Below are 24,317 nucleotides of genomic sequence, written 5' to 3'. Positions count from 1 at the left end.
CGGCGCCGAGGCGCGGGGCTGGACAGGGGCGGGGGCGCGTCAGGAGGTGGTGAGGATGACGAGTTGGCGGGTCGCCCGGGTCATCGCGACATAACGGTCGACCGCCCCTTCGACGCCCTCGACGCCCCCGCCGAACCTCTCCGGATCGACCAGGACGACCAGGTCGAACTCCAGCCCCTTCGACAGCTCCGGCGTCAGCGACCGGACCCGGGGCCGCTCCCGGAAGCCCGGGTCCCCGATCACGCACGCGATCCCCTCGGCGTTCGCGGCCAGCCAGGCGTCGAGGATCGCCGCCAGCTCCGCGACCGGCCCGCGCGTGACGGGGACGCCGCTCTCCCGGATGGAGCTCGGCACGTTGGCGTCCGGGAGCGCGGCCCGGATGACCGGCTCGGCCTCGGCCATGATCTCCGCCGGGGTCCGGTAGTTGACGCTCAGGGTGGCCAGTTCGACGCGGTCGATGCCGACCCGGCCGAGCCGTTCCTCCCACGACTCGGTGAACCCGTGCCTGGCCTGGGCGCGGTCCCCGACGATGGTGAAACTCCTGGACGGGCAGCGCAGCAGCAACATCTGCCATTCGGCGTCGGTCAGCTCCTGGGCCTCGTCCACGACGATGTGCGCGAACGGCCCGGCGAGCAGGTCCGGCTCCACCGTGGGCAGCTCGGACTCGTCCACCAGGTTCCGCTGGAGGTCCGCCCGGCGCAGCTGCGTCACCAGGCCCTCGCCGTCGTCGTCGGCCTCGATCAGGTTGTCCACGACCTGGGCCATGCGCTCGCGCTGCACGGCGAGGGCGGCCTCCTGCCTGCGCATGCGGCGGGACGCCTCCGGGTCGCCGAGGCGCTGGCGGGCCGCGTCCAGGAGGGGCAGGTCGGAGACGGTCCAGGACTGGGCGTCGGCGCGCTGGAGCCGGCGGATCTCGTCCGGGCCGAGCCAGGGGGCGCACAGCCGCAGGTAGGCGGGGACCGTCCACAGGTCGCCGACGAGGTCGGTGGGCTCGATCAGCGGCCAGGCGCGGTTGAAGGCGGCGAGCAGCTCCCGGTTCGCCCGCAGCGACCTGCGCAGCAGGTCCGGTGAGACCTCGTCGGACAGGTCGTGCTTGTCGATGAGGATCGTGAGCAGTTCCTCCCAGATCTGGTCACGCGCCTCGTTGTGCGGCGTGCCGGGTTCGGCGGCCTCGAACGCCTCGGCCCAGTCCTCGGCGCTCAGCCGGACGTCGGCCCAGTGCGTGGTGACCGTCATACCCTTGGCGGGCGGGTTCTCGTAGAACCTGACGGCCGGCTCGATCGCCTTCACCAGGTCCGCGGACGCCTTCAGCCGGGCCACCTCCAGGTCCCGCTCGGGGGCCGCCGCCGCCCCCTCGGGCACGAGGTCCCGCAAGGTGCAGGTCCGCACGCCCTCCTCCCCCAGGCTGGGCAGGACGTCGGCGACGTAGGCCAGGTAGGGCTGGTGCGGGCCGACGAACAGCACGCCGCCCCGGGAATGGCCGAGCCGGGGGTCGGAGTAGAGCAGGTAGGCCGAGCGGTGGAGGGCGACGACGGTCTTGCCCGTGCCGGGGCCGCCGTCCACGACGAGGGCGCCGCGGGAGCCGGCCCGGATGATGGCGTCCTGGTCGGCCTGGATGGTGCCGAGCACGTCCCGCATCCTGGGCGAACGGTTGCCGCCCAGGCTGGCGATGAAGGCCGACTGGTCGTCGAGGGCGGCGTGGCCCTCGAAGCCGTCGGCGGTGAACACCTCGTCCCAGTAGTCGCTGATCCGGCCGCGGGTCCAGCGGTATCTGCGGCGGCTGGTCAGGCCCATGGGGTTGGCGTGGGTGGCGCCGAAGAACGGCTCGGCCGCGGGCGAACGCCAGTCGAGCAGCAGGCGGCGTCCGTCGCGGTCGGTGAGGCCGAGGCGTCCGACGTACACCGGTTCGGGGTGGTCGGGGGTGACCATGTGGCCGAGGCACAGGTCCAGGCCGAAGCGGCGCAGCGTACGCAGGCGGGCGGCCAGCCGGTGGATCTCCAGGTCCCGGTCGAGCGCCTGGCGGCCCTTGCCGCCGGGGTTCTTGCGTTCGGCGTCGAGGCGGGCGGACAGGTCGGCGATCGACTGCTCCAGGGTCTCGGCGAGCGCCGCGAAGTGCCGCTCGTCGACGGCGATCAGCGCCGGGTCGGCCTTGGCGGCGAGGTTGCCGGGCAGGTCGAACACGCTGGTGGTCAGGGGATTCATATCTGTGGCTCCGCAACGAGGTCGGTCTTCGCATGGCAAGGCTTCTGGCCTCGGCGGACGATTCTGCGCCACGACGGGGGTCTTGCCGCAAGCCCCCGGGTGCGCTATACGTTGAGAGTGGAAAGGAGTAGAAGCTCCTTTCTCCAACTTCCGCTCCGCAATGCAGGAGCAATCCCCCACAAGGCGACGCACGGCTCAGAGCCTCGACGCGTGGGGCGTCCACCAGGATGCGTGACCGGCGGAAGCCGGTGACCCGCCCCTGACGGGCGGATCACCGGCGCGGGATCACCAGTCGCCGTCGCCGCCCTCGTCCTCGTCGCCCTCGAAGATCTCCTCGACGATCTCGCCCGCCACCAGTCCGCCGACCACGCCGGCGGCGCCGGCCGCGGCCACCGTGCCCCAGCCCGGCCCGCCGCGGTGCTCCTCGTGGTGGCCGTAACCGTGGTGGTCGCCGTGACCGTGATGGTCGCCGTAGCCGTGGTGGTCGCCGTGCCCGAAGGACGAGTGGGCGTGGGAGGCCAGGCCGGACAGCCAGCGGTCGAGCTCGCCGGGCCAGTCGGTGCGCAGGGCGTCGGCGTGGCTGACGGTGAAGCGGCCGATCGCGTCGCCGGAGTAGCGGCCGGCGCGCTTGTCGGCCTCCAGGACCACCTCCAGCCCCGACGGGTCGGCCACGAAGGTCACTTCGAGCTCGCCGAGCACGCCGGCGTACCGGCCGGCCGGGTAGAACTCGATCTCCTGGTAGAACGGCAGCGTCTGGTGCACGCCGTACAGGTGGCCGGCCTCCAGGTCGGCGGACTTGAACGCGAAGCCGAGCTGCAGCAGTGCCTCCAGGATGCGCAGCTGGGAGGGCAGCGGCTCGACCGCGACCTCGTCGAGGTCGCCCTTGTCGACCGCCTTGGCGATGGCGAGCTCGGTGCGCACGCCCAGCGCCATGCCGTGCAGCGGCTGCCCGCCGATCCGGCTGATCGGCGCCTCCCACGGCACGCCGATCTCGAAGGGGATCGTGCGCTCCTCGCCCTGGCGCAGCACGAACGGGCCGGACACCTGGACGCGGGAGAACTCCCCCGCCCCCGCGTGCTCGCCGTCGCCGTGCTCGAACTCCACGCGGGCGACCAGGCCGAGGGTGACGTGCTCGATCTCGGCGTCGAAGTCGCCGCCCTTGAGCCGTACCTCGCCCGACAGCGTGCCGCCCGGCTGGACGCGCGGGGTCGCCAGGACGGTGTCCACGGAGGGCGCGCCGACGCCGAAGGCACCCAGCATGCGTTTGAAGACCACGGCTTTGTTCTCCCTGTCGAAGATCGAAATGTGTGCAGCCGACCCGCACAACGATCTCCGGCGTGCCCCGGTTCCGGACATAGCGAAAACGCATGCCGGGGCGTCGGCGAAGGGGCGGGAACGGCGGGATCCCGGAGCGCGGCGCGTGTGCCGCCCTCCGGGATCCCGACGTGTCCCGGTCTACCTGACGCCGCGTCTGCCGTAGAGGCCCGCCGCCAGGGCCACCCCCAGACCGGCGAGCACCACTTGGATGACCAGTTCGATCCAGTCGATGCCGCGGGTGTCCGCGACGCCGACCGCGGCGGCGACCGCGGTGCCGATGAGGGCCGCGACGATGCCGATCACGATGGTGAGCCAGATGGGAATGCTCTGACGGCCCGGCACGACCAGCCGGCCGAGGACGCCGATGACAAGCCCGATGATGAGGGCGGAGATGATGCCGGTGACTTCCACGCTGCACGCTCCCGTTCTGCCGCGCCGGGTGTCGCCGCCCCTCGTGGGGGGAGGAGCGGCCCCCGGCCTGACAGCGCCATTGCTTCCCTGCCTCATCTCAAAGAAACCGGATGGCTCAGCCTGATATCGGTTCATGGCGGACAGGATCGACGGGTTTGTGCCGTTCACGGTGGTGGCGGGACGGGCCGCCGATGCCTACACTGCGGGCACACCCCACGAACAGCAGACGCGAACGAACGGCGCACCGAACCCCCTCAGGAGCCCTTTGTGACCGTCAGACGAATCGTGCTGCACGCCCTGCTCGCCGTGACGACCGCGGCGACCGCCGCGACCGCGGCCTCACCGGCGTCCGCCACCGCCTTCACCCTGACCAGCGCCGCCTTCACCGAGGGCGGCCTCATCCCGAAGGTGCACGAGTGCACCAGCGGCGGCCAGACCGACCCCGGCCGCCGCAACGAGTCCCCGCCCCTGACCTGGAACGGCGGCCCGGCCGGGACCCGCGGCTACGCCCTGGTCATGAGAGACCTCGACAACAACAACCTCATCCACTGGGTGATCTACGACATCCCGGCGGGCGTGACCTCGCTGCCGCAGAACGTCGAGCACGCCTACCGGCCGGCGACCCCCGCCGGAGCCCGGCAGGTCTACTACCGCGGCAGCGCGAGCCTGTACGGCTACCAGGGGCCGTGCTCGCCCTGGTCGGTCAACACCTACCAGTTCACCGTGCACGCCCTCGACCGGGCCGTGCTGTCGGAACTGACGTCCTCCTCGTCCACGACGACCGCGGCGAGGGTGATCTCCGGCGCGTCCCTGGGGACGGCCGTGCTGTCCGGCGAGTCCTGACCCCCTCGGGGATCAGGCGGAGGTCATCCGTCCCGCCGGCGGCTCGTGTCCGCGGGCGGGACGGGACCGCACGAAGGTCAGGATCCGTTCGGCGACGACGTCCGGGGCGTTCAGGTCGGGGGCGTTGTGGTCGAGCCCGGCGACGATCTCGTGGCAGGCGTCGGGCATGACGTGGGCCAGGCGGGCGAGCACGCCGGTGAGGTAGCCGGGGGACCTGCCGCCGCCGAGCAGCAGCGTCGGGGAGTCGACGCCCGTGTACCTGGCGCCGTCGGAGTCCAGCCGGAGGATCTCGCCGATCTCGGCCGGGGTCGTCGCCATCATCGCCCGCGCGTCCCGCCCTTCGGGCCCGCGCAGCAGCAGGAACGCCAGCGCGTGGAACACCGGCGCCGGGGCGTCGCCGACGGGGGTCAGGCGGGTGCCCTTGAGGAAGGCCGCCATCGCCGCCGTGCGCCTGCCCTCCTCCAGCAGGCGGTTGAACGCCGGCACCCAGTGGGCGGGGAAGGAACCGTCGATGCTCACGCCGGGTTCGTGGACCATGAGCGCGTCCACCCGCCGGCGCAGCCCGAGGTGCAGGGCGACGAGGCCGCCGTAGCTGTGCCCGAAGACCAGGCGCGCACCCGTGTGGTTCATGACGGCGAGGGCGTCGTCGACCTCCGTCTCCACGCTGTAGGCCGGGCCCTGCGGGCCGCTGGAGCCGCGTCCGCGCCGTTCGATCACGTGCACGCTGTGTGCGCCGGACAGCTCCCGCGCCAGGGCCCCGTAGTGGTGGGCGCGCCGGTTGTTCCCGGGGATCACCAGCAGCCCGGGGCCTCGCCCGGCGCTGAGCAGGGCGATCGTCGTCCCGTCCCGCGAGGTCACTTCCGCCGGCTGCCACTGCGTCGCCATCCTGCCGCCCATCCCGTCCTGCCTTCACGTCGGTGGAGACAGCAGCATGGCCGCCCGCACTGGTACCCGGCTGTCAGGACGCTGGCAGGTCAGCCGAGGGCGCGGTCGAGGTTGAAGGCGGCGCTGATCAGGGCCAGGTGGGTGAACGCCTGCGGGAAGTTGCCCTGCTGCTCGCCCGTACGGCCGATCTCCTCGGCGTACAGGCCGAGGTGGTTGGCGTAGGTCAGCATCTTCTCGAAGGCCAGGCGGGCCTCCTCCACCCGGCCGGCGCGGACCAGCGCCTCGACGTACCAGAAGGAGCAGATGGAGAACGTGCCCTCCTGGCCGCGCAGGCCGTCGGGGCTGGCGTCGGGGTCGTAGCGGTAGACCAGCGAGTCGGACACCAGGTCGGCGGTGAGCGCGTCGAGGGTGGACAGCCATTTCGGGTCGGTGGGCGAGACGAACTTGGCCAGCGGCATCATCAGCAGCGCCGCGTCGAGCACGTCGTCGTCCTCGTGCTGGACGAACGCCTGCCGCACGTCGGACCAGCCGTGGGCCATGATCTGCCGGTAGAGGTCGTCGCGGGCCGCGCGCCAGTGGGGGATGTCGGCGGGCAGTCCCCGGTGGGCGGCCATGCGCATGGCGCGTTCGATGGCGACCCAGCACATCAGCCGGGAGTACAGGAACTTCTTGCGCCCGCCCCTGGTCTCCCAGACGCCCTCGTCGGGCTGGTCCCAGTTGTCGCAGACCCAGTCGACCAGGGCGCAGACGGCGTTCCAGTGGTCGCTGGAGATGGGCTTGCCCCATTTGTCGTAGAGGTAGACGGAGTCGAGGAGGGCGCCGTAGATGTCGAGCTGGAGCTGGTCGGCGGCGGCGTTTCCGACGCGTACGGGGGCCGAGCCGCGGTAGCCCTCCAGGTGATCGAGCTGCCGTTCGGGCAGGTCGGTGCGGCCGTCGATGCCGTACATGATCTGGAGGGGGCCGTTGGGTCCGGCGCCGCGCAGGCTGACGTACCGGGTCAGGAACGACATGAACGCCTCCGCCTCGCCGGTGAAGCCGAGCCGGAGCAGGGCGTAGACGCAGAAGGCGGCGTCGCGGATCCAGAGGTAGCGGTAGTCCCAGTTGCGCTCGCCGCCGATCAGCTCGGGCAGGCTGGTCGTCGGCGCGGCGACGATGGCGCCGGTCGGCGCGTACGTCAGCAGCTTGAGCGTCAGCGCCGAGCGGTGGACCATCTCCCGCCACCTGCCCCGGTAGCGGGAGGCCGACAGCCATTTGCGCCAGAACGTCACCGTGGCGGTCAGTTGCTCCTCCGCCTCGACGTGCGGGCACCCGAGCGGCGGGACCTCGGCCTCGACCCGGTCGAGCGCGAACACCTCCGACTCGCCCTCCGCGAGGGTGAAGGCCGCCCACACGTCGCGGCCGTCGGACTCGACCGGCACGGTGGCGCTCAGCGCGAGCGTCAGGTGGGCCGACTCGAAGACGGTCAGGCCGTCGGCCTCGCGGACGGTGTGCGGGTCGGCGCCGTAGCCGAAGCGGGGGGCCACCCGCGCGTGGAAGGGCAGCGAGCCGCGCACGCAGAGCACCCGCCGGATCAGCCGCTGCCGTCCGCGGCCGCCCGGCTCGCCGATGATCGGCATGAAGTCCTGGATCTCGCCCACTCCGCTCTCGGTGAAGAAGCGGGTGATGAGCACGTTGGTGTCAGGGAAGTAGAACTGCTTGGTCCGCGCCGGCACGTCGGTGGCCAGCTCGAACGCCCCGCCCCGGTCGGCGTCGAGGATCGCGGCGAAGACGCTGGGCGAGTCGAAGGCCGGGCAGCAGTACCAGTCGATGGTCCCGTTGGTGCCGACGAGGGCCACGCTGCGCAGATCGCCGATGAGGCCGTGCTCGGCGATCGGCAGGTAGCGGTCACCGTCTGCTCCACCCATCGCAGCAGTTCTCCCAGGTCAGGGCGGTACTCAAACCTCGGGCACGGCTTCCTCCGCCGCGGCCAGGCGGCGGCGCAGGTAGGCGCGTCCGGGCTCGCTGGTGGCCGCCCGCAGCGCCGTCCGGTACGCCTCGGCGGCCTCGGGCAGGCGGCCGAGCCGGTGCAGCAGGTCGGCGCGGGCCACCAGGTAGGGGTGGTAGTCGCGCAGCCGCCGCTCCCCCGCGAGCTCCTCCAGCAGTGCCAGCCCGGCCTCGGGCCCGTCGCGCATGGCCACGGCGACAGCCCGGTTCAGCGCCACCACCGGGGAGGGGTCGAGCGCGAGCAGCACGTCGTACAGGGCCACGATCTGCGGCCAGTCGGTCGTGGCCAGGTCGGGGGCCTCGTCGTGGAGCGCCGCGATCGCGGCCTGGACGGCGTACGGGCCCGGCGGGCCGCCGCTGAGCGCGGTCACCACCAGCGCCGCCCCCTCCTCGATCATGGCCCGGTCCCAGAGGCCGCGGTCCTGCTCGGCGAGCAGCACCGGCTCGCCCCCAGGCCCGGTACGGGCCTCGCGCCGCGCGTGCACCAGCAGCAGCAACGCCAGCAGCCCGGCGACCTCCCGCTCGGCGGGCAGCAGCCGGCGCAGGATCCGGGCCAGCCTGATCGCCTCCTCGGCCAGGTCGAGCCGCTGGAGGTGGGGGCCCGAGCTGGCCGCGTAGCCCTCGGTGAAGATCGAGTAGATGACCTGGAGCACGCCGGGAACCCGTTCCGGCAGCTCGTCGGCGTCGGGCACGCGGAACGGGACGCGCGCCTCCCGGATCTTCTTCTTGGCCCGGACGATGCGCTTGGCCATCGTCTGGGCCGGCACCAGGTAGGCCCGCGCCACCTCGGGGGTGGTCAGGCCGGCCAGGCAGCGCAACGTCAGCGCGCCCCGGTCCTCGGCGGGCAGCGCGGGGTGGGCGCAGGTGAAGAAGAGCCGCAGGCGTTCGTCGGGCAGGCCGCCGTCCTCGCCTGCGGGGGCCTCGGGGCCGGCCCGCTCGGCCTCGGCCGCCAGGACGGCCAGCCGGGTGGCGAGCGCCTGCTCGCGCCTGAGCCGGTCGACCGCCCTGCGCCGGGCCGTGGTCATCAGCCACGCGCCCGGATTGGGCGGCACGCCCTCGGCCGGCCAGTGTCTCAGCGCCGCCTCGACGGCGTCGGAGGTGACCTCCTCGGCCAGGTCGAGGTCGCCGAAGCGGCGGACGAGCGCGGCCAGCAACCGGCCGCGCTCCTCACGGAAGACGTCCTCGATCTCACGCACCGGAGACCCCGAAGCGCTCACGCACCGGAGAACTCACGCGTCGAAGTCGGCGACCGGGCGCACCACCACCGAGCCGCCGCCGCGCGCCCCCGGGCAGCGGACGGCCCAGTCGAGGGCGGCGTCGAGGTCGGGCACGTCGATCACGTAGAAGCCGCCCAGGACCTCGTGCGTCTCGGCGTACGGGCCGTCGGTCACGGTGGGCGTGCCGTCGCCGCTCACCCGGACGGTGGTGGCGGTCACCAGGTCGGCCAGCGACTCGCCGGAGACCAGGACGCCCGCCTCCCGGACGGACTTGTCGTAGGCCACCCACTCCTGGAAGTCGCCCGGCTCCTGCTCGTCGGAGGTGCAGGAGTTGATCAGCAGCATGTACTTCACGGTGTTCCCTTTCCGCGGTCGGCGTACGGCGGGGCCGCCGTACGCCATCACCACGAACGGGACCCGCCCGGATGGACATGTCGCGGCGATGAGTTTTCCGACGGCGGCCGGTCATTGCCGGGACACGTCACTTCAGGAGGACCGATGAGCGTACTGGAACAGCGGCTGCGGGGTGTGCTGGGCGGGTTCGTGGAGCGCGGTGAGGTGCCGGGGCTGGTGGGGCTCGTCCACCATCGGGGCGAGCGACCAGCACCTCACCCCATTTTCCGGCAGATAAGGTGGGTATGCGGCGCTTCGGGGGATTTCGCCGCTCACCAGCATGAGGGGGACGGGTGGCGGAATCGTTCGGCACGATGCTGAGGAGCCTGAGACACGCCGCCGGGCTGACCATCGAGGAGCTCTCCCACGCCTCCGGCGTCAGCGTGCGGGCCATCGGCGACATGGAGCGCGGCGCCAGCCGGGGCCCCCAGCGGCGCACCGTCGAGGCCCTGGCCGAGGCGCTGCGGCTGGACGAGCCGCGGCGGACGGCGCTGTCGGACGCCGCCCGCGCCGGCCGTCCCCGCCAGGAGGCCGCCGCGCCGGGCGCCTGCGAGCCGCCCCGCGGCGTGGGCGACTTCACCGGCCGGGAACGGGAGCTGGACCTGCTGCGCGACCTGGCCGCCCGGACGGCCGAGGACGCGCCCGCCGTCGTCGCCGCCGTCTCGGGGACCGCCGGCATCGGCAAGACCGCGCTGGCCGTACGCGCCGCCGCGCACCTGGCCGACCTGTTCCCCGACGGCCGCTTCTACCTGGACCTGCGCGGCATGGACCCGGTCCCGCTGGACCCGGGCACGGCGCTGTCCAGGCTGCTCAACGCCCTGGGCGTGGCCGAGCGACGCATCCCGGCCGACGAGGAGGACCGCGCCGGCCACTACCGCGCCCTGCTGCGCGAACGGCGCTGCCTGGTCATCCTGGACAACGCCGCCCACGAGGCCCAGGTGCGCCCGTTGCTGCCCGCGGAGGGCCCGGCGATGACGCTGGTGACCAGCCGCCGCCCGCTGGCCGGGCTCGAAGGCGTCCACCAGCTGCCGCTGGCGCATCTGGCCGCCGGGGAGTCGGCCGCGCTGCTGCGCGCGATCGTCGGCGCCGAGCGTGCCGAGGCCGACCCGGACGGGGTGGCACTGGTGGCCGACCTGTGCGGGAACCTGCCGCTGGCGCTGCGCATCGCCGGCAACCGGCTGCAGAGCAGGCCCGGCTGGACCCCCGGGAATCTGGCTGCCCGCCTCGGCGACGAGGGACGCCGGGTGGAGTCGCTGGCCGCCGGCGACCTGTCGGTGGCGGCGGCCTTCGCGCTGTCGTACCGGCAGCTCTCGGCGCCCGCGCGGCGCGCCTTCCGCCGTCTGGCGCTGGCCGCCGCGCCGGACTTCGGGGTGCCGATGACGGCGGTCCTCGCCGAGCTCGGCCCGGACGACGCCGAGGACGCCCTGGAGGAGCTGGTCGACCTGGGGCTGCTGCAGTCGCCGTATCCCGGCCGCTACCGCTTCCACGATCTCGTACGGCTGTTCGCCCGCGCCCGGCTGTCCGAGGAGGAGTCCATGTCGGCTCAGCGGCAGGCGCGGCGGCGGATGGACGACTGGCTGCTGGAGGTGGCAACCGTCGCCGGACGCTGGTTCGAGCCGGACTACGGCGCGCCGCCGCCCGGCTGGAGCTCGCTGATCGAGCTGGACAGCGCCCGGCAGGCGCAGGAATGGCTCCAGGCCGAGGGCACGGCATGGCTGGCGGCGCTGCGGCAGGCGGCCCGCGTCGGCGAGCACGCGCGGGTCGTCGAGGTGGCCGAGGCCATGCACTGGTTCTCCGACCTGTGGATGCACTGGGGACACTGGCCCGAGGTGTTCGAGCTGTCGTCCGCGGCCGCCCGCGCGACGGGCGACCGCGCGCAGGAGGCGGTGCACCTCAACTACCTGTCCTGGGCGCGGACGTACTGCCAGGGCCGGTACGCCGAGGGCGAGCGCACCGCGCTGCGCGCGCTGGAGCTGGCCCGCGAGGTCGGCGACGTGCGCCAGCAGGGCTGGGCACTGACCTACGCCACCTGGGCGCTGTGGGGTCGCGACGACCGGCCCGCCCTGGAGACCGGCCTGGAGCACGCGCGGCGGGCGGCGGAGTGCTTCCGCCTGGCCGGCGACCCGGAAGGGTACGCCCAGGCCGTGCTCAGCGTCGGGAACGGCCTGCGCAGGCTCGGCCGCATCGAGGAGGCCGTACGGCACGGGCTGGAGGTGCTGGAACGGCTGCGCGACCCGGCGTTCGGCGGCACGCCGGTCATCGTCGCCCACGCCGTCGGCGCGGCGCTGGACCTGCTGAGCGACGGCTACTTCGCGCTCGGCCGCTGGCAGGAGGCCGCCGACCACTATCGCGAGGCGCTGGTCGAGCTGCGCAAGCGTCCGATCAACCGGGCCACGGCCCATACGCTGACGAACCTGGGCCGGGCGCTGGTCGAGCTGGGACGGCTGGAGGAGGCCCGCGAGGCGTTCCAGGAGGCCCAGGAGCTGTACGAAGCCTCCGCCGACACCGTCCGCGCCGCCCGCGTGGCCGCCGAGCTCGCCCGGCTCAGCCCGGTCGCGACCCCGGGGGCCACCGGCTGAACCAGGCCGGGCGCGCGCAGGTCAGGGCTCCACGAAGCGTTCGACGAAGGTCAGGGCGGTGCCGCAGACCTCGCGCCAGCCGCTGTCCACGGTCATCGAGTGCCCGCGCCCCGGCAGCTCGACGATCTCGGTCAGGTGGTGCCGATTGCGCGCCTGGCGCAGGTAGGAGGCGTGCGCGGCGGCCCACGGAACCCTGCGGTCCATCTCGCCGGTGATCAGCAGCAGCGGCCCCCGGTCCGGCGCCGTGCCGTCGAGGCTCCACGGGTCTGCCGCCTCCCCCGCCGGGACGGCGTACGTCTCGTACAGCCGCCTGGCCTCCTCCTCCCCGACGGCGTTGGCCACGGCGTGCCGGAACCGCCCGTACGTGAGCGTCCCGCGGAACGGCGCCGGGCTGATCGCCACGCAGGCGCAGGCCAGCCCGCGTCCGGCGAGGATCTGCGCGACCAGGCCGCCGGCGGCGTGGCCGACGACGGCGGGCCGGCGGGTCAGCCCGCGGACCAGCCCCGCGAAGTGCCCCGCCGCCTCGCCGTCCGCCGGCCAGGCCGGGATCACGGGGACGAACCCCGCCTGTCCGAACACCTCGGCCCAGGGCTCCCAGCTCTCGGCCAGCAGCCACGGGTCGTGCACGAAGACGACCGGGACCCGGCCGGTGGCGTTGGCGTGGTGTACCTGGTCGAGGTCGTAGGCGGAGGACATGGCGCGGCGGGTCAGCTCTCGTGCAGGGCCCGGCGCAGCGTGCCCACGGCCAGCTCGATCGCCGACTCGGCCGCGTACGTGCCGCGCAGCGCGTTGAGCATGACGAAGTCGTGGATGATGCCCTGGTAACGCACGGCGGTCACGGGCACCCCGGCCTCGCGCAGCTTGGCGGCGTACGCCTCGCCCTCGTCCCGCAGCACGTCCGCCTCGCCGGTGATGACCAGCGCCGGCGGCAGGCCGGTCAGCTCCTCGACGGTGGCCCGCAGGGGGGACGCGGTGATCTCGGCGCGCTCGGCGGCCGAGGTCGTGTACTGGTCCCAGAACCACTGCATGCCGTCGCGGCGCAGGAAGTAGCCCTCGGCGAACTGCCGGTAGGAGCCGGTGTCGAAGGAGGCGTCGGTCACCGGGTAGAAGAGCACCTGCCCGCGCAGCGACAGCCCGCCGCGCTGCTTGGCCATGATGGTCAGCGCGGCGGTCATGTTGCCGCCGACGGAGTCGCCGGCCACCGCCAGGCGCGTGGCGTCCAGGCCCTTGGAGGCGCCGTCGGTGACGATCCAGCGGGCGACCGTCCAGTTCTGCTCGATGGCGACCGGGTAGCGGTGCTCGGGCGACAGGTCGTACTCGGGGAAGACCACGGCGGCGCCGGCGCCGGTCGCCAGCTCGCGGACCAGCCGGTCGTGGGTGTGGGCGTTGCCGAAGACCCAGCCCGCGCCGTGGATGTAGATGATCACGGGAAGGTCGGTGGTGCTGCCGGCGGGCCGCACGATGCGGGCCCTGACCTCGCCGGTGGGGCCGCCGGGGACCGTCACCCACTCCTCGTCCACGGCGGGCAGCTCGACCGGGCCGGACTGGACCTCGTTCACGGCCTTGCGGCCCTTCTCCGGCGGGAGCTGGAACAGGTACGGCGGCTCGGCGGTGGCCTCGGCGAACGCCTGGGCGGCGGGTTCCAGGACAGGCTTGATCATGATCACTCCAGGAAGAAGGGGCGGGAAGCAGGGGGGCCGTCATCCATCAAAGCGACCGTCCCGGGGAAAGACGAGGCGGAACCACAGGCAGAAGTACGTTTCCGCCTCGTGCGCGCGAGCGGCCGGGCTGTTGGATCGCTACCGGGGCCGACCGGTCCCCTTTGCCCAGAGAAGGAGCCCTTCCCATGACGGAGAGCATCACCCCGACGGTCGTCCTCGTGCACGGCGCGTTCGCCGACGCGGCGAGCTGGACCGGCGTCATCGCCGAGCTCCAGCGGGACGGCATCCCCGTGGTCGCGCCGCCCAACCCGCTGCGCGGCCTGGCCTCCGACGCCGCCTACGTCGCCTCCGTGGCGGCCCAGATCGAGGGCCCGGTCGTGCTGGTCGGCCACTCCTACGGCGGCGCGATCATCACCGTGGCCGGCACGGCGGACAACGTCGTCGGCCTCGTCTACGTCGCCGCGTACGTCCTGGAGGAGGGCGAGAGCCTGGCCGAGCTCCAGGGACGCTTCCCCGAGCCGCCGCTCGGCGCGAGCCTGCGGCAGGCGTCCTACCCGCTGGCCGGCGGCGGCACCGCCGTGGAGCTCACCATCGCCGCCGACGCCTTCCCCGAGGTCTTCGCCGCGGACGTGCCCGCCGACGTCACCCGCGTCCTGGCGGTGGCGCAGCGGCCGCTGGCGGCCGGGGCGTTCACCGAGCCGGCGGCCACGACGGCCTGGCGGGCCAAGCCGTCGTGGGCCGTCGTCGCGGACGCCGACCAGGCCATCAACCCCGACGTGCAGCGGTTCGGCGCCGAGCGGGCCGGCGCGACCGCCGTCGAGGTCGCGGGCGCCTCGCACGCGGTCGCGGTGTCCCGGCCGAAGGAGGTCGCCGACGTGATCCGCGCGGCCGTCCGCGCCACCTCCTGACGGCAGCCAAGGCCGCCAGGAGGCGGGTGGAGGCCGGGTGGTCAGGACTGCTTGCCGAGGCCCTGGAAGCGGCTCTCGATGAAGTCGCCCCAGGTGGAGTTCAGCGTCATCAGCTCGCCGTCCACCATCTTCCACTGGCGGGCCTTGTGCTGCGGGTAGGCGAAGAGCACCGACGACAGGCGCTCGTAGCCGGCGGGCATCGGCCTGGTGTGCACCCGGTGCGTGGACGGCCGGAACCGCCCGTCGGAGGCGCTGGTGAGCATCCGGCCGATGTTGCAGAGCACGACGTCGGTCCCGGCGATCACCGGCTCGACCCAGGTGCCGTCGTGCAGCACGTACTGCAGGCCCTGGTCGGACGGGGGAAGCTGGAGGCCGAGCATCTGGATGCCGGAGTGCTCGTGGGCCAGCACCTGGCGGTCGCCCACGTCCCGGTAGTGGATCACCCGCAGGTTCGTCGCGTCGTGCGACAGGTCCAGCTCGGGCGTGCCCGGCGGCATCATCCCCCGGACGACCTCGCCGAAGAGCGAGATCAGCCGGAAGGCGATGTCGAACACCTCGGCGGCGCGGGTGCCGAACGCCGGGAAGGCCCGCAGCACGTCACCCGCCCCGGGCGGCTGGTCGCCGATCATGGCGCCGCTGACGTGGATGAACTCCTTCGGGTCGGGCACGCCGTTGGCCAGGCGCGGGATCTCCGAGTTGTACGGGAAGAACCCGTGCGTGCCGCCGACGGCGAGCTGCGGGACGACGTCGTAGGCGTAGTCGGACAGGGCGGGCCCGGTCGCCCGGCAGGCCGCGGCGAAGTCGTTCATCATGGCCGCGACGCGCTCGCCGATGCCGGGCACCTCCGCGGCCATGAAGCCCCATCCGGTCAGCTGCGACCTGATGGCGTCGGTGGCGGCGGCCATGTCCGCCTCGATGTCGTGCAGCCTGACGACGGGAGCGCGGCCGCTGAGTTCCATGAGAGGGACGTCCATTGTCACTCCGTTTCTCGATGACCGATCGGGATGGTTCGTCGTACGTGCTACGTGCCGGTGCCGCTCAGGTGGCTCGGGATGCGGGCGGCGGGGTCGAGGCCGAGACGCTGGGCGACCAGGGCGACCTCGGTGCGGTTGGAGCAGTTGAACTTGACGAGCAGGTTCGAGATGTGGCGCTTGACGCCGTGGATGGAGATGCCCATCGCGCGGGCGATCTGGTGGTTGCTCATGCCGCGCAGCAGCAGCGCCAGGACCATGTGCTCGCGTTCGGTCAGGCGTCCGAGCAGGTCGGGGCCGCCTCTGGACGGGGCGGGCGCGTCGCCGCGCAGCAGCCGATCGAAGGTGCCCGACAAGCCCGCGACATTGATCTCGTCCCACAGCAGGCAACCGGCCAGGCCGTACCGCTGGGCGACGCAGGGCGCGAGCTCCTCCCCCTGCCGCACCATGGCCAGGATGCGCGGACGGGCCCGGCAGGGGCGTCCGCCGAGCACGTCCGCCAGGACGGCGAGCGGGATCACCGCCACGTCGAAGTCCTCGCCGGCCAGCAGCAGCCTGGCCTCCGCCGAGCTGCGCACGACCGCGACCCCGGCCACGTTCGACACCTTCATCAGCAGCGGCGGGAGCCCGTAGAAGGAGACCTCGTCCTCGGCGAGCCAGAAGACGGACAGCCTGGAGCACCTCGCACGGAGGCTGGAAGGGGAGGCCGGGATCGGCTGGCCGGCCTCCAGCGTGATGGCACTCATCGCATGATCCTCTCTGCGTCGGCGAACGGCGGTCGGTCGGTACGCGGCGGCGGCTCTCTCGGTCGTGGGGACTCGTCAGTCTCGGCGTCTCACCAGATGGAAGGAGAAGTCGGTGCCCCTGTGGTAGTCCTGCGAATACAGCAGCGGCCGTCCGGCGCTGTCGTGGTGGGTCTGGAGCAGCAGCAGCCAGGCGCCGCCGTCCTCGGGGGTGCCGATGCGCTCGGCCTGGGCGTGGCTGAGGGTCACCGCCCTGACCTGGGCGACGGCGTAGGCGATGGTGTGGCCGTACTCGGTGAGGAGCTGGAACAGCGACCCCGTCCAGTCCACCTCGTCCATGGGGCGGCCGATGAGGGAGCGCGGGAACAGGTCGATCGAGTACAGCAGCGCGTCGTCCCGGTGCCGGCGCAGGCGTTCCAGCCGGACGATGGCCTCGCCGGGCGGGAGTTGCAGCAGCTCGCGCTGGTGGCGGTCCGGCTCGGTGGCCACGACGTCGAGGACGGTGTTGTCGGCCGTGAACCCCCGGCTGGCCAGCATCTCGGTCACGCCTTCGAGGCGGGTCAGCGGCCGGTCCAGGCTGGGCTGGGTGGTGAGGTAGCGGCCGTCGCCGTGCCTGGCCTGGATGAGCCCTTCCTGCTCCAGGAGCTTGAACGCCTCCCTGATGCTGGTGCGCCCGACGTCGAACAGGGTCATGAGCTCGTTCTCCGACGGCAGCCTGTCACCGGGGCGCAACCCCTGTTCGACGATCAGGGCGTGCAGCCGGTCACGGATCTGGATGGCCAGGGTGGGATGACGTCGTGTCACGCGGGTCTCTCCTGCACGGACGGACCGCGGAGCGGGGCGATGCCGAGCTCGGCGGCCGATGGGTAGCTGGGGGCACAGAACCGGCGCGTGACCGAGACGGTCGCTACCTGGCAGGCGAGCCGGACGCCGCGCACCAGGCCCGCGCCGGCGCAGAGGGCGGCCGCCAGGGCGCCGGTGAAGGCGTCACCCGCGCCGGTGGTGTCCACAACGCGCACGCTGGGGACGTCGATCAGCATAGTGCCGCCGTCGTCGGCGATCTCGGCGCCGTGCTCGCCGCGGGTGACGACGACGGCGCGGCCCCTGGTCCGGCCGCGCAGGTCGTCCAGGTCGCCGGGGGTCGGCCCGGCCAGGGCGGCCAGCTCGCCCTCGTTGAGCACCAGCAGGTCGGCCCGGGCCAGCAGCTCCTTCCCGGTCCCTTCGCGGAACGGGCCCGCCGGGCTGGGATTGAGCAGGACGCGCACGCCCGCCGGGGCGGCCGTCGCGGCGGCGTAGGAGATCTCCAGCGGGATCTCGCCCTGGAGGACGAGCACGGACCCGGTGGGCAGTCCGGCGGCGACGGCGGCCGCCTGGGCGGGCGGCAGCAGGTCGGCGGCCCCCGGCCAGGTCATCACCATCTGCCTGCCGCCGGAGTCGACGTAGACGAAGCTGCGCCCGGTCGCCACGCCGACGGCCGTGGTGCAGTCGCCGACCTCGATGCCCTCGGCGCGCAGCTCGGCCAGCGCCACCGGCCGGGCGGCGTCGTCGCCGAGGCAGCCGACGAACCGGGCCGGTGCGCCCAGCCGCGCGGCGGCCACGGCCACGTTCGCGGCCTTGCCGCCGTGCGCGGTGGCGTAGTCGGCGGCGTTGACGCTCTCGCCCGGCTCCGGCAGGTGGTCGCCGAACATGTACAGGTCGACGATGTAGGCGCCGATCGCGACGACGGTCACGAGCCCAGCCCCAGGGCGCAGGGCGCGATGCTGTCGGCGTCGACGGTCACGCGCACGTCGGGGTGGCGGTGCGCGAAGGTGACCGGGAGCAGCACGTCCGGCTCGGTGGTGAGCAGGAGGACCCGGACGATGTAACGCTTCCAGGCGCCGCCGTCGGTGACGAGGTGCAGCCGGCGGGCGGAGAGGATCTCCGACATGCCGACGGTGATCGCCATGCGCGGGATCGCCTGCGTGTAGCCGCCGGTCACACGGTGGGAGTGGGCCACGATCGTGTCGTCGAGCAGGGGGACGACGCGCGTGGTCGAGGCGGCGAACTCCTCGGCGGTGTACTGGTGCCAGCGCGTGGACGGCGGCTCGTTGAAGGCCAGGTGCCCCCGGTAGCCGAAGCCCGCGAAGCAGGTGTCGGCGCCGCCCGCGCCGCGCAGGCGCTCGCCGAACGCGTCGGGGTCGAACACGTCGGGGAAGACGACGTTGTCGGGGTGGGGCCGCAGGTCGGGGTCGAGGAGCTCGTAGAGGTTGCGGTCGCAGTAGCCGCGGAAGCTGAAGGGATGCGAGGGGTCCACCGGCCGGCCCTGCCAGTCGAGGAACTCGTCCATGTGGAAGGCGAACACGTCGGCCCAGCTGATGCGCTCCTCGTTGCAGATGCGCGCGAGGATCGGGTACTGCGCCTTCGGTCCCACGGGCAGGATCCAGCGGGTGGGCTCGCCGCGCATGTTGCGGGCGCGTAACTCGTCGGCCATCTCGCGGGCCAGCCGGTAGTAGAGCTCGGTCGTGTCGGGGTAGACGGTCAGCGGGTGGCGGGCGATGGCCGCCACGTCCTCGGCGGGCATGGACAACAGCTCGTCGGTCAACTCGGCCGACGTGCGGGGATAGGGGTAGTCGAGGTGCCTCGCGCTGGCGGTGGTCACGTCACTCCTCACTCACAAGCTGCGGGAGAGCAGGAATCGGGACAGGACGTTGCGGGTGATTCGCCTGATGTCACCGTCACAGCAGGCGAGACTGGTCACCCAGTTGACGGATCCGGCGGCGAAGACCGCGCCGCCTGATCCGAGCCGTCGCAGGGTCATGTCGGCGCGTACGGTCTCCGCGCCGGTTCCGGCCTCCTCGGTAGGGGGCCGGTAGTGGTGGCTGTGGCCGCCCGCGGAGGTCGCGAGCAGCAGGGTGTCCGGTGGGGTGCCGAGCTCGGGCGCGGCCCGGTCGATCTCGTCCCCGGCCGCCCCGCCGAGCGCGAGCCCGCAGCAGCCCACCGGGTCGGTCCCGACGCCCTCGAAGACCCAGGACGCCTCCTCCCGGTGGCTGTCGGGCAGCCGGGTGTACCCGGGTGCGGGCCCCCACCCCTGGGCGGCGAAGCCGACGCCGAGCAGCTCCTGCGGCGCGAGGCCGCGGTGCCGCCAGAGGCCGCCCGGCTCGCCGGTGGAGGTCAGCACGTCCTCGCCGGGCTCGTCGTCCCACCAGTCGCCGACGTGGCCGCGGCGGACCTCGATGGCGTGCGGGTGACGGGGGTCGACGCCGGTCACCCAGTAGAACCCGTTGCCGCCCAGGTACATGAGCCGGCCGCCGCCCGACACGTACGCGCCGAAGGCCGCGCGGCCGGGGGCGGTGACGTACTCGGGGTGGCTGCCGGTCAGGACGACGCGGTAGGCGGACAGCAGGTCGGCGCCGCCTTCGTGCACGTCCTCGTCGGCCAGCACGTCGAAGGCGAACCCCTCCGAACGCAGCCAGCGCAGCAGCAGCAGGTCGGCGGCGAAGTGGCGTGGCGCGCCGGTCATCCACCAGCGGTAGCCGGGGGTGAGGTTGAGCACCGGGCGGAGTCTGGAGGAGTGGGTGACGTGACCGCCCTCCCTCCGCTGGTCGTACAGGGACAGGCCGAGCTCGCGGTGCTCGTTGAGGTAGGCGTCCACCGGGGAGAGCGTGATCACGCGGTCGGTGACCCGCTTGTAGTCCCCGAAGTACTCGGCCTCGCTGGACTGCCGGTGGTTGGCGTAGGCGAGGTAGGTGAACGTGGGCAGGACGACCGCGACCGGGCTCCTGCGCGTCCCGTCCGGGCGCACCACCACGGGGAGGACGCACGACTGGCCTCGGGTGCGCAGGCGCACGCCGAGCACGGTGGAGCCGGCGTCCTCGGGGACGGTCAGCTCGCACGTCACCGGCCAACGGGCGTCGTCGAGGTCCTCCGGGCTGACCTGGAGCGCGGTGCGGGCGACGCCTCCCGGCCCGATCAGCCCGGCGAGCGGCCGGTTGACGGCGTTCGCGTGGCGCCCGTTCCCGCTGACGTCCGGGACGACGGGGGCGCCGGGCCCGGCGGAGGGGTCCCAGAGGGCCAGCAGGTCGGGGCCGAGGTGTTTGACCAGCTCGGGAGCGGTGGTCAGGTCGCGCAGCGGGGCGTGTCCCCGGGCGGTGAGCAGGCCGTCCGTCACCATCGGGAGGGCGATCCGGCCCGCGTACGGGTGCTCGTCGCCGGCCCCGATCCGCAGCTCGCCGGACGTGGACGGCAGCGGCAGGCGGGCCCGGCCGGCGCTCACGCCCGGGGTGCGGAAGTCGTTCAGGTGCAGGACGGTCATCAGCGGCGCCGCGTCCCACGCCACGGCCAGCAGCGACCACTCCCCCGCCGGGACGGCCGCGCGCAGGCGGCAGCCCATGCTCCCGGACGGCGTCAGCACGGTCGCCTCCGGCCGGCCCTCCTCGTCGAGCGCCAGCAGCAGCCGCCAGCCGGAGGCGCCCAGACGGGCCACGACCTGGCGCGACCCGAGCCGCTTGGGACGGATCCACAGGGCCAGGCCGCCCCTGGGAGGCGTCGGCACCGAGGCCGCCTCCAGCCGGGAGCCGGGCCGCAACGGCCGGGGCTCGATCGTCACGGGCACGGCCGGGGTCAGGTCGCCCTCCCGCACGAGGTCCACGAGGGCGACGTCCGCCTCCCCGGACGGGCCCGAGGCGTGCACGGTCAGCCGCTCGCCGGGGGCGGCCGACCAGCGGTCGGCGTACCCCATCAGGCGAGGCTCCCGGTCGATGGCCATCACGCGTCTCCTCGCCGGTAGGGGATGCCGACGTAGGCCGGCATGCGGAGCCGTTGGGCGACCGTGACCAGCACCAGGAGCGTGGTGAGGTACGGCGTGGCGTACACGAGCTGGGTGGGGACCGAGTCGGTGCCCTGGAAGAGCGCGAAGGCGGCGGCGCCGAGCAGCGCCAGCGTCGCGGCCGGGCGCAGCCGCGTACGGACGAGCACGATCGCCGCGACCCAGGCCAGCACGGCCCCGAGGAGCAGCAGCACGTGCACCGCGCTCGCCTGGCGCAGTTGCAGCGCGTCGGCGTAGCCGAACAGCAGGGCACCCGCCGCCGTGCCGGTCGGGCGCCAGTTGCCGAAGATCATGGCGGCCAGCCCGATGAAGCCCCGGCCGCCGGTCTGGCCCTCGCGGTAGACGGTCGAGGAGACGGTGACCAGATAGGCCCCGCCGAGCCCGGCCAGCCCGCCGGAGACCAGCACGCCGTAGTACCGCATCCGCAGCACCGGGACGCCGAGCGAGTCCGCCGCCGCGGGATGCTCGCCCGCCGAACGCAGCCGCAGCCCGAACGCGGTCCGCCAGAGCAGCACGAAACTCAGCGGGACCAGCGCGACGGCGACCACGGTCAGCAGCGAGACCTCGTGCAGGAACCCCCGCACGATCCCGGCGAGGTCGGACACCAGGAAGAACCGGCCGCGCTCCAGCCCGCCCAGGAGATCGGGCGAGCCCCCGCCGCCCGCCAGGACGGGCACGCTCACCGTGCCGATCGACCCGCGCACCGGCGGCGACTGGGTGGCCCCCGCCCCCGGCAGGCCGCTGAAGGCGATGACCGACATGAACCGGGCCACGCCCACGGCCAGGATGTTGATCGCGATGCCGCAGACGACCTGGTCGACCCCGAACGTCACGGTGACGACCGCGTGCAGCAGCCCCGCGGCGACCCCGCCGAGCGTGCCGGCCAGCACCCCGGCCCAGACGCCGTACGCGTACCCGGCCCAGGCGCCGCAGACCGTCCCGATGATCATCATGCCCTCGATGCCGAGGTTGGCGACGCCCGCGCGCTCGCTCCACAGGCCGCTGAGCCCGGCGAGCCCGATGGGGACCGCCAGCCGCAGCGCCGCCCCCATGACGCCCGACCCGGTGAGCTCGTCGGCGCCGGTGAACGCCCTGACCGCCGACATCACCAGCAGCAGGACGAGCGCGGCCCGCCACCACCGGTACCGTGCCGCGCTCACGCGGACGGCTCCAGCGCCGGGGAGGCCTGCTCCCGTACGAGCCGCTCGGCGCGTCTGCGTTCCACGCGCCGCGCCACCTCGTAGGCGACCACGACGCTGAGCACGATGACGCCCTGCATGATCGTGACGATCTCCTTGGGGATGCCCTCGATGTCGAGGATCAGCGCCGACCGTTCCAGGAACCCGAAGAGCAGGGCGGCCAGCGCGATGCCCGCCGGCGTGTTGCGGCCGAGCAGGGCCACGGCGATCCCGGTGAAGCCCGCGCCGGAGGGGAAGTCCATGCCGTACCGGTAGGTCTGGCCCAGCAGGTCGGGCAGCCCGGCCAGGCCCGCCAGGCCGCCGGACAACACCATCGTCACCAGGATCATCCGGCGCGGGTCGATGCCCTGGACGCGCGCCGCCACCGGGTTCAGGCCGCCGGCCTTCAGCTCGTAGCCGTAGCGGGTGCGGGTGAGCATCAGGTGCACGGCCACCCCCAGCACGACCGCGGCGAGCGCGGCCGAGCCGAGCTGGTCGCCCGAGGGCAGCGTGAGCTGGGGCAGCCGGGCCGACGGCGGCAGCTCCGGCGTCGAACCGGAGGTGCTGCCGGCGGCGAAGACCTCGGCCAGCAGGTAGGCGACGACGGCGGTGGCGACGTAGTTCAGCAGCAGCGTGGACAGCACCTCGGAGACGCCGCGCCACACCTTGAGCACCGCGGCGATCCCCGCCCACAGGGCCCCGGCCAGCACGGCGACCAGGCAGACGAACGCCAGGTGCAGCGGGCCCGGCAGCCGCACGGCCGTCCCGGCGACCGCCGCGAACAGCGCGGCCACGTGGTACTGGCCCTCGACCCCGATGTTGAACAGCTTCATCCGGAAGGTGACGGCCACGGCGAGGGCGGCGAAGAAGTAGACGGCCGCCCGGTTCACCGCCGAGACGAGCGAGTCCGGCCGGACCCCGAACTCCAGCATCGTCAGGTACGTCCGCCCCGGCGCGGCCCCCACCGCGGCCAGCAGCGCGGTGGCGACCGTGAGCGCGATCAGCAGCGCGAGCGCCGGCACGGCGAGCACGCCCACCGCCTCCCGGCCCGCCGCCCGCGCCCGGCTCACCGGCTCTCCGCCGGCCTGACGGGCACCTTGATCTGGCCCGAGACGATCTGCTTACGCAGCTCCTCCAGCCGCGGCTGGATGTCGGTGAGCTCGCCGCCGCTGGTGGCGTAGCCGACGCCGCCCTCCTTGAGCCCGAACTCGCGCACCCCGGCGATCGGCCGGCCCGCCGCCGCGTCCCGGACGATGCTCAGCACCGCGACGTCGAGCTGCTTGGTGGCGCTGGTGAGGATCACCCCGGCGAGCCCCGGATCGACCGTCTTCCGCTGGTCGACGTCGACGCCGATCGCCCACTTGCCGGCCGCCTTGGCCGCCTGGAAGACGCCGAGCCCGGACGCGCCGGCGGCGTGGTAGACGACGTCGGCGCCGCCGTCGTACATGCCGCGGGCCGCCTCCTGGGCCTTGTCGGGCGCGGAGAAGCCGCTGAAGTCGGGCGGCTGGGACATGAACACGCTGGAGAGCTGGATCGCGGGTTTCACCGCGCGGGCGCCGGCCTCGTACCCGGCGAGGAACTTCTCCTGCGGCGGCGTCTGCACCCCGCCGACGAAGCCGATCCTCCCGGTGGCGGACTTGAGCGCGGCCGCCGCACCGACCAGGTAGCTGGCCTGCTCCTCGCGGAACACCACGTTGGTGACGTTGGGCAGCTTCACGGTGGCGTCGTCGATGATGACGAACTGGGTGCGGGGGAAGGCGGGGGCGACCTTCGCCAGCGGCTGGGCGTAGAAGAAGCCGACGGCCAGCACCGGGTTGTGGCCGGTCTGGGCCAGCAGCCGCAGGATCTCCTCCAGGTCGGACCCGGCGGTGTTGGGGCTGAGCTCCTTGGCGGTGACGCCCAGCTCGGCCTTCGCGCGGTCGACGCCGGCCCCCACCGAGTCGTTGAAGGACCTGTCTCCGCGTCCGCCGCGGCTGAAGGCGACGCCGACCGAGGTGGCGCCCTTCGTCCCGGCGGCGGGGCCGCCGGCGGAGTCGACGGCGGTGCAGGCGGCGAGCGAGCACAGCGCCGCGCAGAGGGCGAGGACGCGGACGAGCACAGGGGCAGCGGCTAATCGGGGCACTGGGGCACCTCTCAGACGGGACGCCCGCGCCTGGCGCGGGCCCTGGCGGCCTGCCTCCGCAGGCCGATCCTGGCCGGTGCGTTCCCGGCTCCAGCGCCCA

21 protein-coding genes are annotated in these 24,317 nt (G+C 73.6%); 3 read left to right on the top strand and 18 right to left on the bottom strand.

The window, feature by feature from the left end:
* Positions 1 to 39: 39 nt before the first annotated feature.
* The 3 genes from helR to ACWCSU_RS03190 form a co-directional block, all read right to left on the bottom strand.
* The gene (gene helR, locus ACWCSU_RS03200) at positions 40 to 2,202 is read right to left on the bottom strand and encodes an RNA polymerase recycling motor ATPase HelR (RefSeq protein WP_449933224.1); all 2,163 of its coding nucleotides are present in this window, start codon (positions 2,200 to 2,202) and stop codon (positions 40 to 42) included.
* 285 nt (positions 2,203 to 2,487) lie between these two features.
* Entirely contained in the window at positions 2,488 to 3,477 is a 990-nt protein-coding gene (locus ACWCSU_RS03195; RefSeq protein WP_357694758.1) for a sporulation protein, read from the bottom strand.
* 180 nt (positions 3,478 to 3,657) lie between these two features.
* Positions 3,658 to 3,930, bottom strand: coding sequence for a GlsB/YeaQ/YmgE family stress response membrane protein (locus tag ACWCSU_RS03190; RefSeq protein ID WP_357694757.1), 273 nt, complete (start codon positions 3,928 to 3,930; stop codon positions 3,658 to 3,660).
* Positions 3,931 to 4,197: 267 nt separating this feature from the next.
* On the opposite strand from ACWCSU_RS03190, the gene ACWCSU_RS03185 reads away from it, so the two are divergent.
* Positions 4,198 to 4,773, top strand: coding sequence for a YbhB/YbcL family Raf kinase inhibitor-like protein (locus tag ACWCSU_RS03185; protein ID WP_449933222.1), 576 nt, complete (start codon positions 4,198 to 4,200; stop codon positions 4,771 to 4,773).
* A gap of 12 nt (positions 4,774 to 4,785) precedes the next feature.
* Here ACWCSU_RS03185 and ACWCSU_RS03180 read toward each other — a convergent pair whose 3' ends face one another.
* The 4 genes from ACWCSU_RS03180 to ACWCSU_RS03165 form a co-directional block, all read right to left on the bottom strand.
* Entirely contained in the window at positions 4,786 to 5,670 is an 885-nt protein-coding gene (locus ACWCSU_RS03180) for an alpha/beta fold hydrolase (protein WP_449933220.1), read from the bottom strand.
* Positions 5,671 to 5,747: 77 nt separating this feature from the next.
* Complete coding sequence (locus tag ACWCSU_RS03175) at positions 5,748 to 7,562, bottom strand: glycoside hydrolase family 15 protein (protein ID WP_449933218.1); 1,815 nt, start codon at positions 7,560 to 7,562, stop codon at positions 5,748 to 5,750.
* 30 nt (positions 7,563 to 7,592) lie between these two features.
* Complete coding sequence (locus tag ACWCSU_RS03170) at positions 7,593 to 8,837, bottom strand: RNA polymerase sigma factor (protein WP_449933216.1); 1,245 nt, start codon at positions 8,835 to 8,837, stop codon at positions 7,593 to 7,595.
* Positions 8,838 to 8,870: 33 nt separating this feature from the next.
* Complete coding sequence (locus ACWCSU_RS03165) at positions 8,871 to 9,203, bottom strand: YciI family protein (RefSeq protein ID WP_449933724.1); 333 nt, start codon at positions 9,201 to 9,203, stop codon at positions 8,871 to 8,873.
* Positions 9,204 to 9,544: 341 nt separating this feature from the next.
* Here ACWCSU_RS03165 and ACWCSU_RS03160 point away from each other — a divergent pair, with 341 nt between their 5' ends.
* The gene (locus ACWCSU_RS03160) at positions 9,545 to 11,830 is read left to right on the top strand and encodes an ATP-binding protein (protein WP_449933214.1); all 2,286 of its coding nucleotides are present in this window, start codon (positions 9,545 to 9,547) and stop codon (positions 11,828 to 11,830) included.
* A 21-nt stretch (positions 11,831 to 11,851) separates the two neighbouring features.
* Here ACWCSU_RS03160 and ACWCSU_RS03155 read toward each other — a convergent pair whose 3' ends face one another.
* Both ACWCSU_RS03155 and ACWCSU_RS03150 read right to left on the bottom strand, forming a co-directional pair.
* Positions 11,852 to 12,526, bottom strand: a complete 675-nt coding sequence (locus ACWCSU_RS03155; RefSeq protein WP_449933212.1) for a prolyl oligopeptidase family serine peptidase — start codon at positions 12,524 to 12,526, stop codon at positions 11,852 to 11,854.
* A gap of 11 nt (positions 12,527 to 12,537) precedes the next feature.
* Complete coding sequence (locus tag ACWCSU_RS03150; protein ID WP_449933210.1) at positions 12,538 to 13,491, bottom strand: alpha/beta hydrolase; 954 nt, start codon at positions 13,489 to 13,491, stop codon at positions 12,538 to 12,540.
* Positions 13,492 to 13,676: 185 nt separating this feature from the next.
* On the opposite strand from ACWCSU_RS03150, the gene ACWCSU_RS03145 reads away from it, so the two are divergent.
* Positions 13,677 to 14,399 (top strand): alpha/beta fold hydrolase, encoded by a 723-nt coding sequence (locus ACWCSU_RS03145; RefSeq protein WP_449933208.1) that lies wholly within the window; start codon positions 13,677 to 13,679, stop codon positions 14,397 to 14,399.
* A gap of 41 nt (positions 14,400 to 14,440) precedes the next feature.
* On the opposite strand, the gene ACWCSU_RS03140 is transcribed toward ACWCSU_RS03145, so the two are convergent.
* The 9 genes from ACWCSU_RS03140 to ACWCSU_RS03100 form a co-directional block, all read right to left on the bottom strand.
* On the bottom strand, positions 14,441 to 15,373 hold the full coding sequence (locus tag ACWCSU_RS03140; RefSeq protein WP_357694739.1) for an isopenicillin N synthase family oxygenase: 933 nt from the start codon (positions 15,371 to 15,373) through the stop codon (positions 14,441 to 14,443).
* 47 nt (positions 15,374 to 15,420) lie between these two features.
* The gene (locus tag ACWCSU_RS03135; RefSeq protein ID WP_449933206.1) at positions 15,421 to 16,116 is read right to left on the bottom strand and encodes a response regulator transcription factor; all 696 of its coding nucleotides are present in this window, start codon (positions 16,114 to 16,116) and stop codon (positions 15,421 to 15,423) included.
* 75 nt (positions 16,117 to 16,191) lie between these two features.
* Entirely contained in the window at positions 16,192 to 16,917 is a 726-nt protein-coding gene (locus tag ACWCSU_RS03130) for a GntR family transcriptional regulator (RefSeq protein ID WP_357694735.1), read from the bottom strand.
* Positions 16,914 to 17,843, bottom strand: coding sequence for a PfkB family carbohydrate kinase (locus tag ACWCSU_RS03125; protein ID WP_357694733.1), 930 nt, complete (start codon positions 17,841 to 17,843; stop codon positions 16,914 to 16,916). The genes ACWCSU_RS03130 and ACWCSU_RS03125 overlap by 4 nt, the downstream gene beginning before the upstream one ends.
* Positions 17,840 to 18,751 carry a 6-phosphogluconolactonase gene (locus tag ACWCSU_RS03120; protein WP_357694731.1) on the bottom strand — a complete coding sequence of 304 codons (912 nt, stop codon included), beginning with the start codon at positions 18,749 to 18,751 and terminating at the stop codon, positions 17,840 to 17,842. The genes ACWCSU_RS03125 and ACWCSU_RS03120 overlap by 4 nt, the downstream gene beginning before the upstream one ends.
* A 12-nt stretch (positions 18,752 to 18,763) precedes the next feature.
* Complete coding sequence (locus tag ACWCSU_RS03115; protein WP_449933203.1) at positions 18,764 to 20,857, bottom strand: N,N-dimethylformamidase beta subunit family domain-containing protein; 2,094 nt, start codon at positions 20,855 to 20,857, stop codon at positions 18,764 to 18,766.
* Complete coding sequence (locus ACWCSU_RS03110) at positions 20,857 to 22,077, bottom strand: ABC transporter permease (protein WP_449933201.1); 1,221 nt, start codon at positions 22,075 to 22,077, stop codon at positions 20,857 to 20,859. Before ACWCSU_RS03110 ends, ACWCSU_RS03115 begins: the two co-directional genes overlap by 1 nt.
* Positions 22,074 to 23,165: an ABC transporter permease gene (locus tag ACWCSU_RS03105; RefSeq protein WP_449933199.1), complete on the bottom strand. Its 1,092-nt coding sequence runs from the start codon at positions 23,163 to 23,165 to the stop codon at positions 22,074 to 22,076. The genes ACWCSU_RS03110 and ACWCSU_RS03105 overlap by 4 nt, the downstream gene beginning before the upstream one ends.
* Positions 23,162 to 24,217, bottom strand: coding sequence for a BMP family lipoprotein (locus ACWCSU_RS03100; RefSeq protein ID WP_449933197.1), 1,056 nt, complete (start codon positions 24,215 to 24,217; stop codon positions 23,162 to 23,164). The genes ACWCSU_RS03105 and ACWCSU_RS03100 overlap by 4 nt, the downstream gene beginning before the upstream one ends.
* Positions 24,218 to 24,317: the final 100 nt, after the last annotated feature.

Source organism: Nonomuraea sp. NPDC001699 (assembly GCF_053596455.1).
The sequence above is the reverse complement of the archived record's forward strand: the minus strand, read 5'-3'. Positions and strand labels throughout refer to the sequence as shown.

Coding starts and splice junctions, on each gene's coding strand:
- helR (WP_449933224.1), bottom strand. CDS start 2,202: ATGAATCCCCTGACCACCAGCGTGTTCGACCTGCCCGGCAACCTCGCC.
- ACWCSU_RS03180 (WP_449933220.1), bottom strand. CDS start 5,670: ATGGGCGGCAGGATGGCGACGCAGTGGCAGCCGGCGGAAGTGACCTCG.
- ACWCSU_RS03175 (WP_449933218.1), bottom strand. CDS start 7,562: ATGGGTGGAGCAGACGGTGACCGCTACCTGCCGATCGCCGAGCACGGC.
- ACWCSU_RS03165 (WP_449933724.1), bottom strand. CDS start 9,203: ATGCTGCTGATCAACTCCTGCACCTCCGACGAGCAGGAGCCGGGCGAC.
- ACWCSU_RS03155 (WP_449933212.1), bottom strand. CDS start 12,526: ATGTCCTCCGCCTACGACCTCGACCAGGTACACCACGCCAACGCCACC.
- ACWCSU_RS03150 (WP_449933210.1), bottom strand. CDS start 13,491: ATGATCAAGCCTGTCCTGGAACCCGCCGCCCAGGCGTTCGCCGAGGCC.
- ACWCSU_RS03145 (WP_449933208.1), top strand. CDS start 13,677: ATGACGGAGAGCATCACCCCGACGGTCGTCCTCGTGCACGGCGCGTTC.
- ACWCSU_RS03140 (WP_357694739.1), bottom strand. CDS start 15,373: ATGGACGTCCCTCTCATGGAACTCAGCGGCCGCGCTCCCGTCGTCAGG.
- ACWCSU_RS03135 (WP_449933206.1), bottom strand. CDS start 16,116: ATGAGTGCCATCACGCTGGAGGCCGGCCAGCCGATCCCGGCCTCCCCT.
- ACWCSU_RS03115 (WP_449933203.1), bottom strand. CDS start 20,857: ATGGCCATCGACCGGGAGCCTCGCCTGATGGGGTACGCCGACCGCTGG.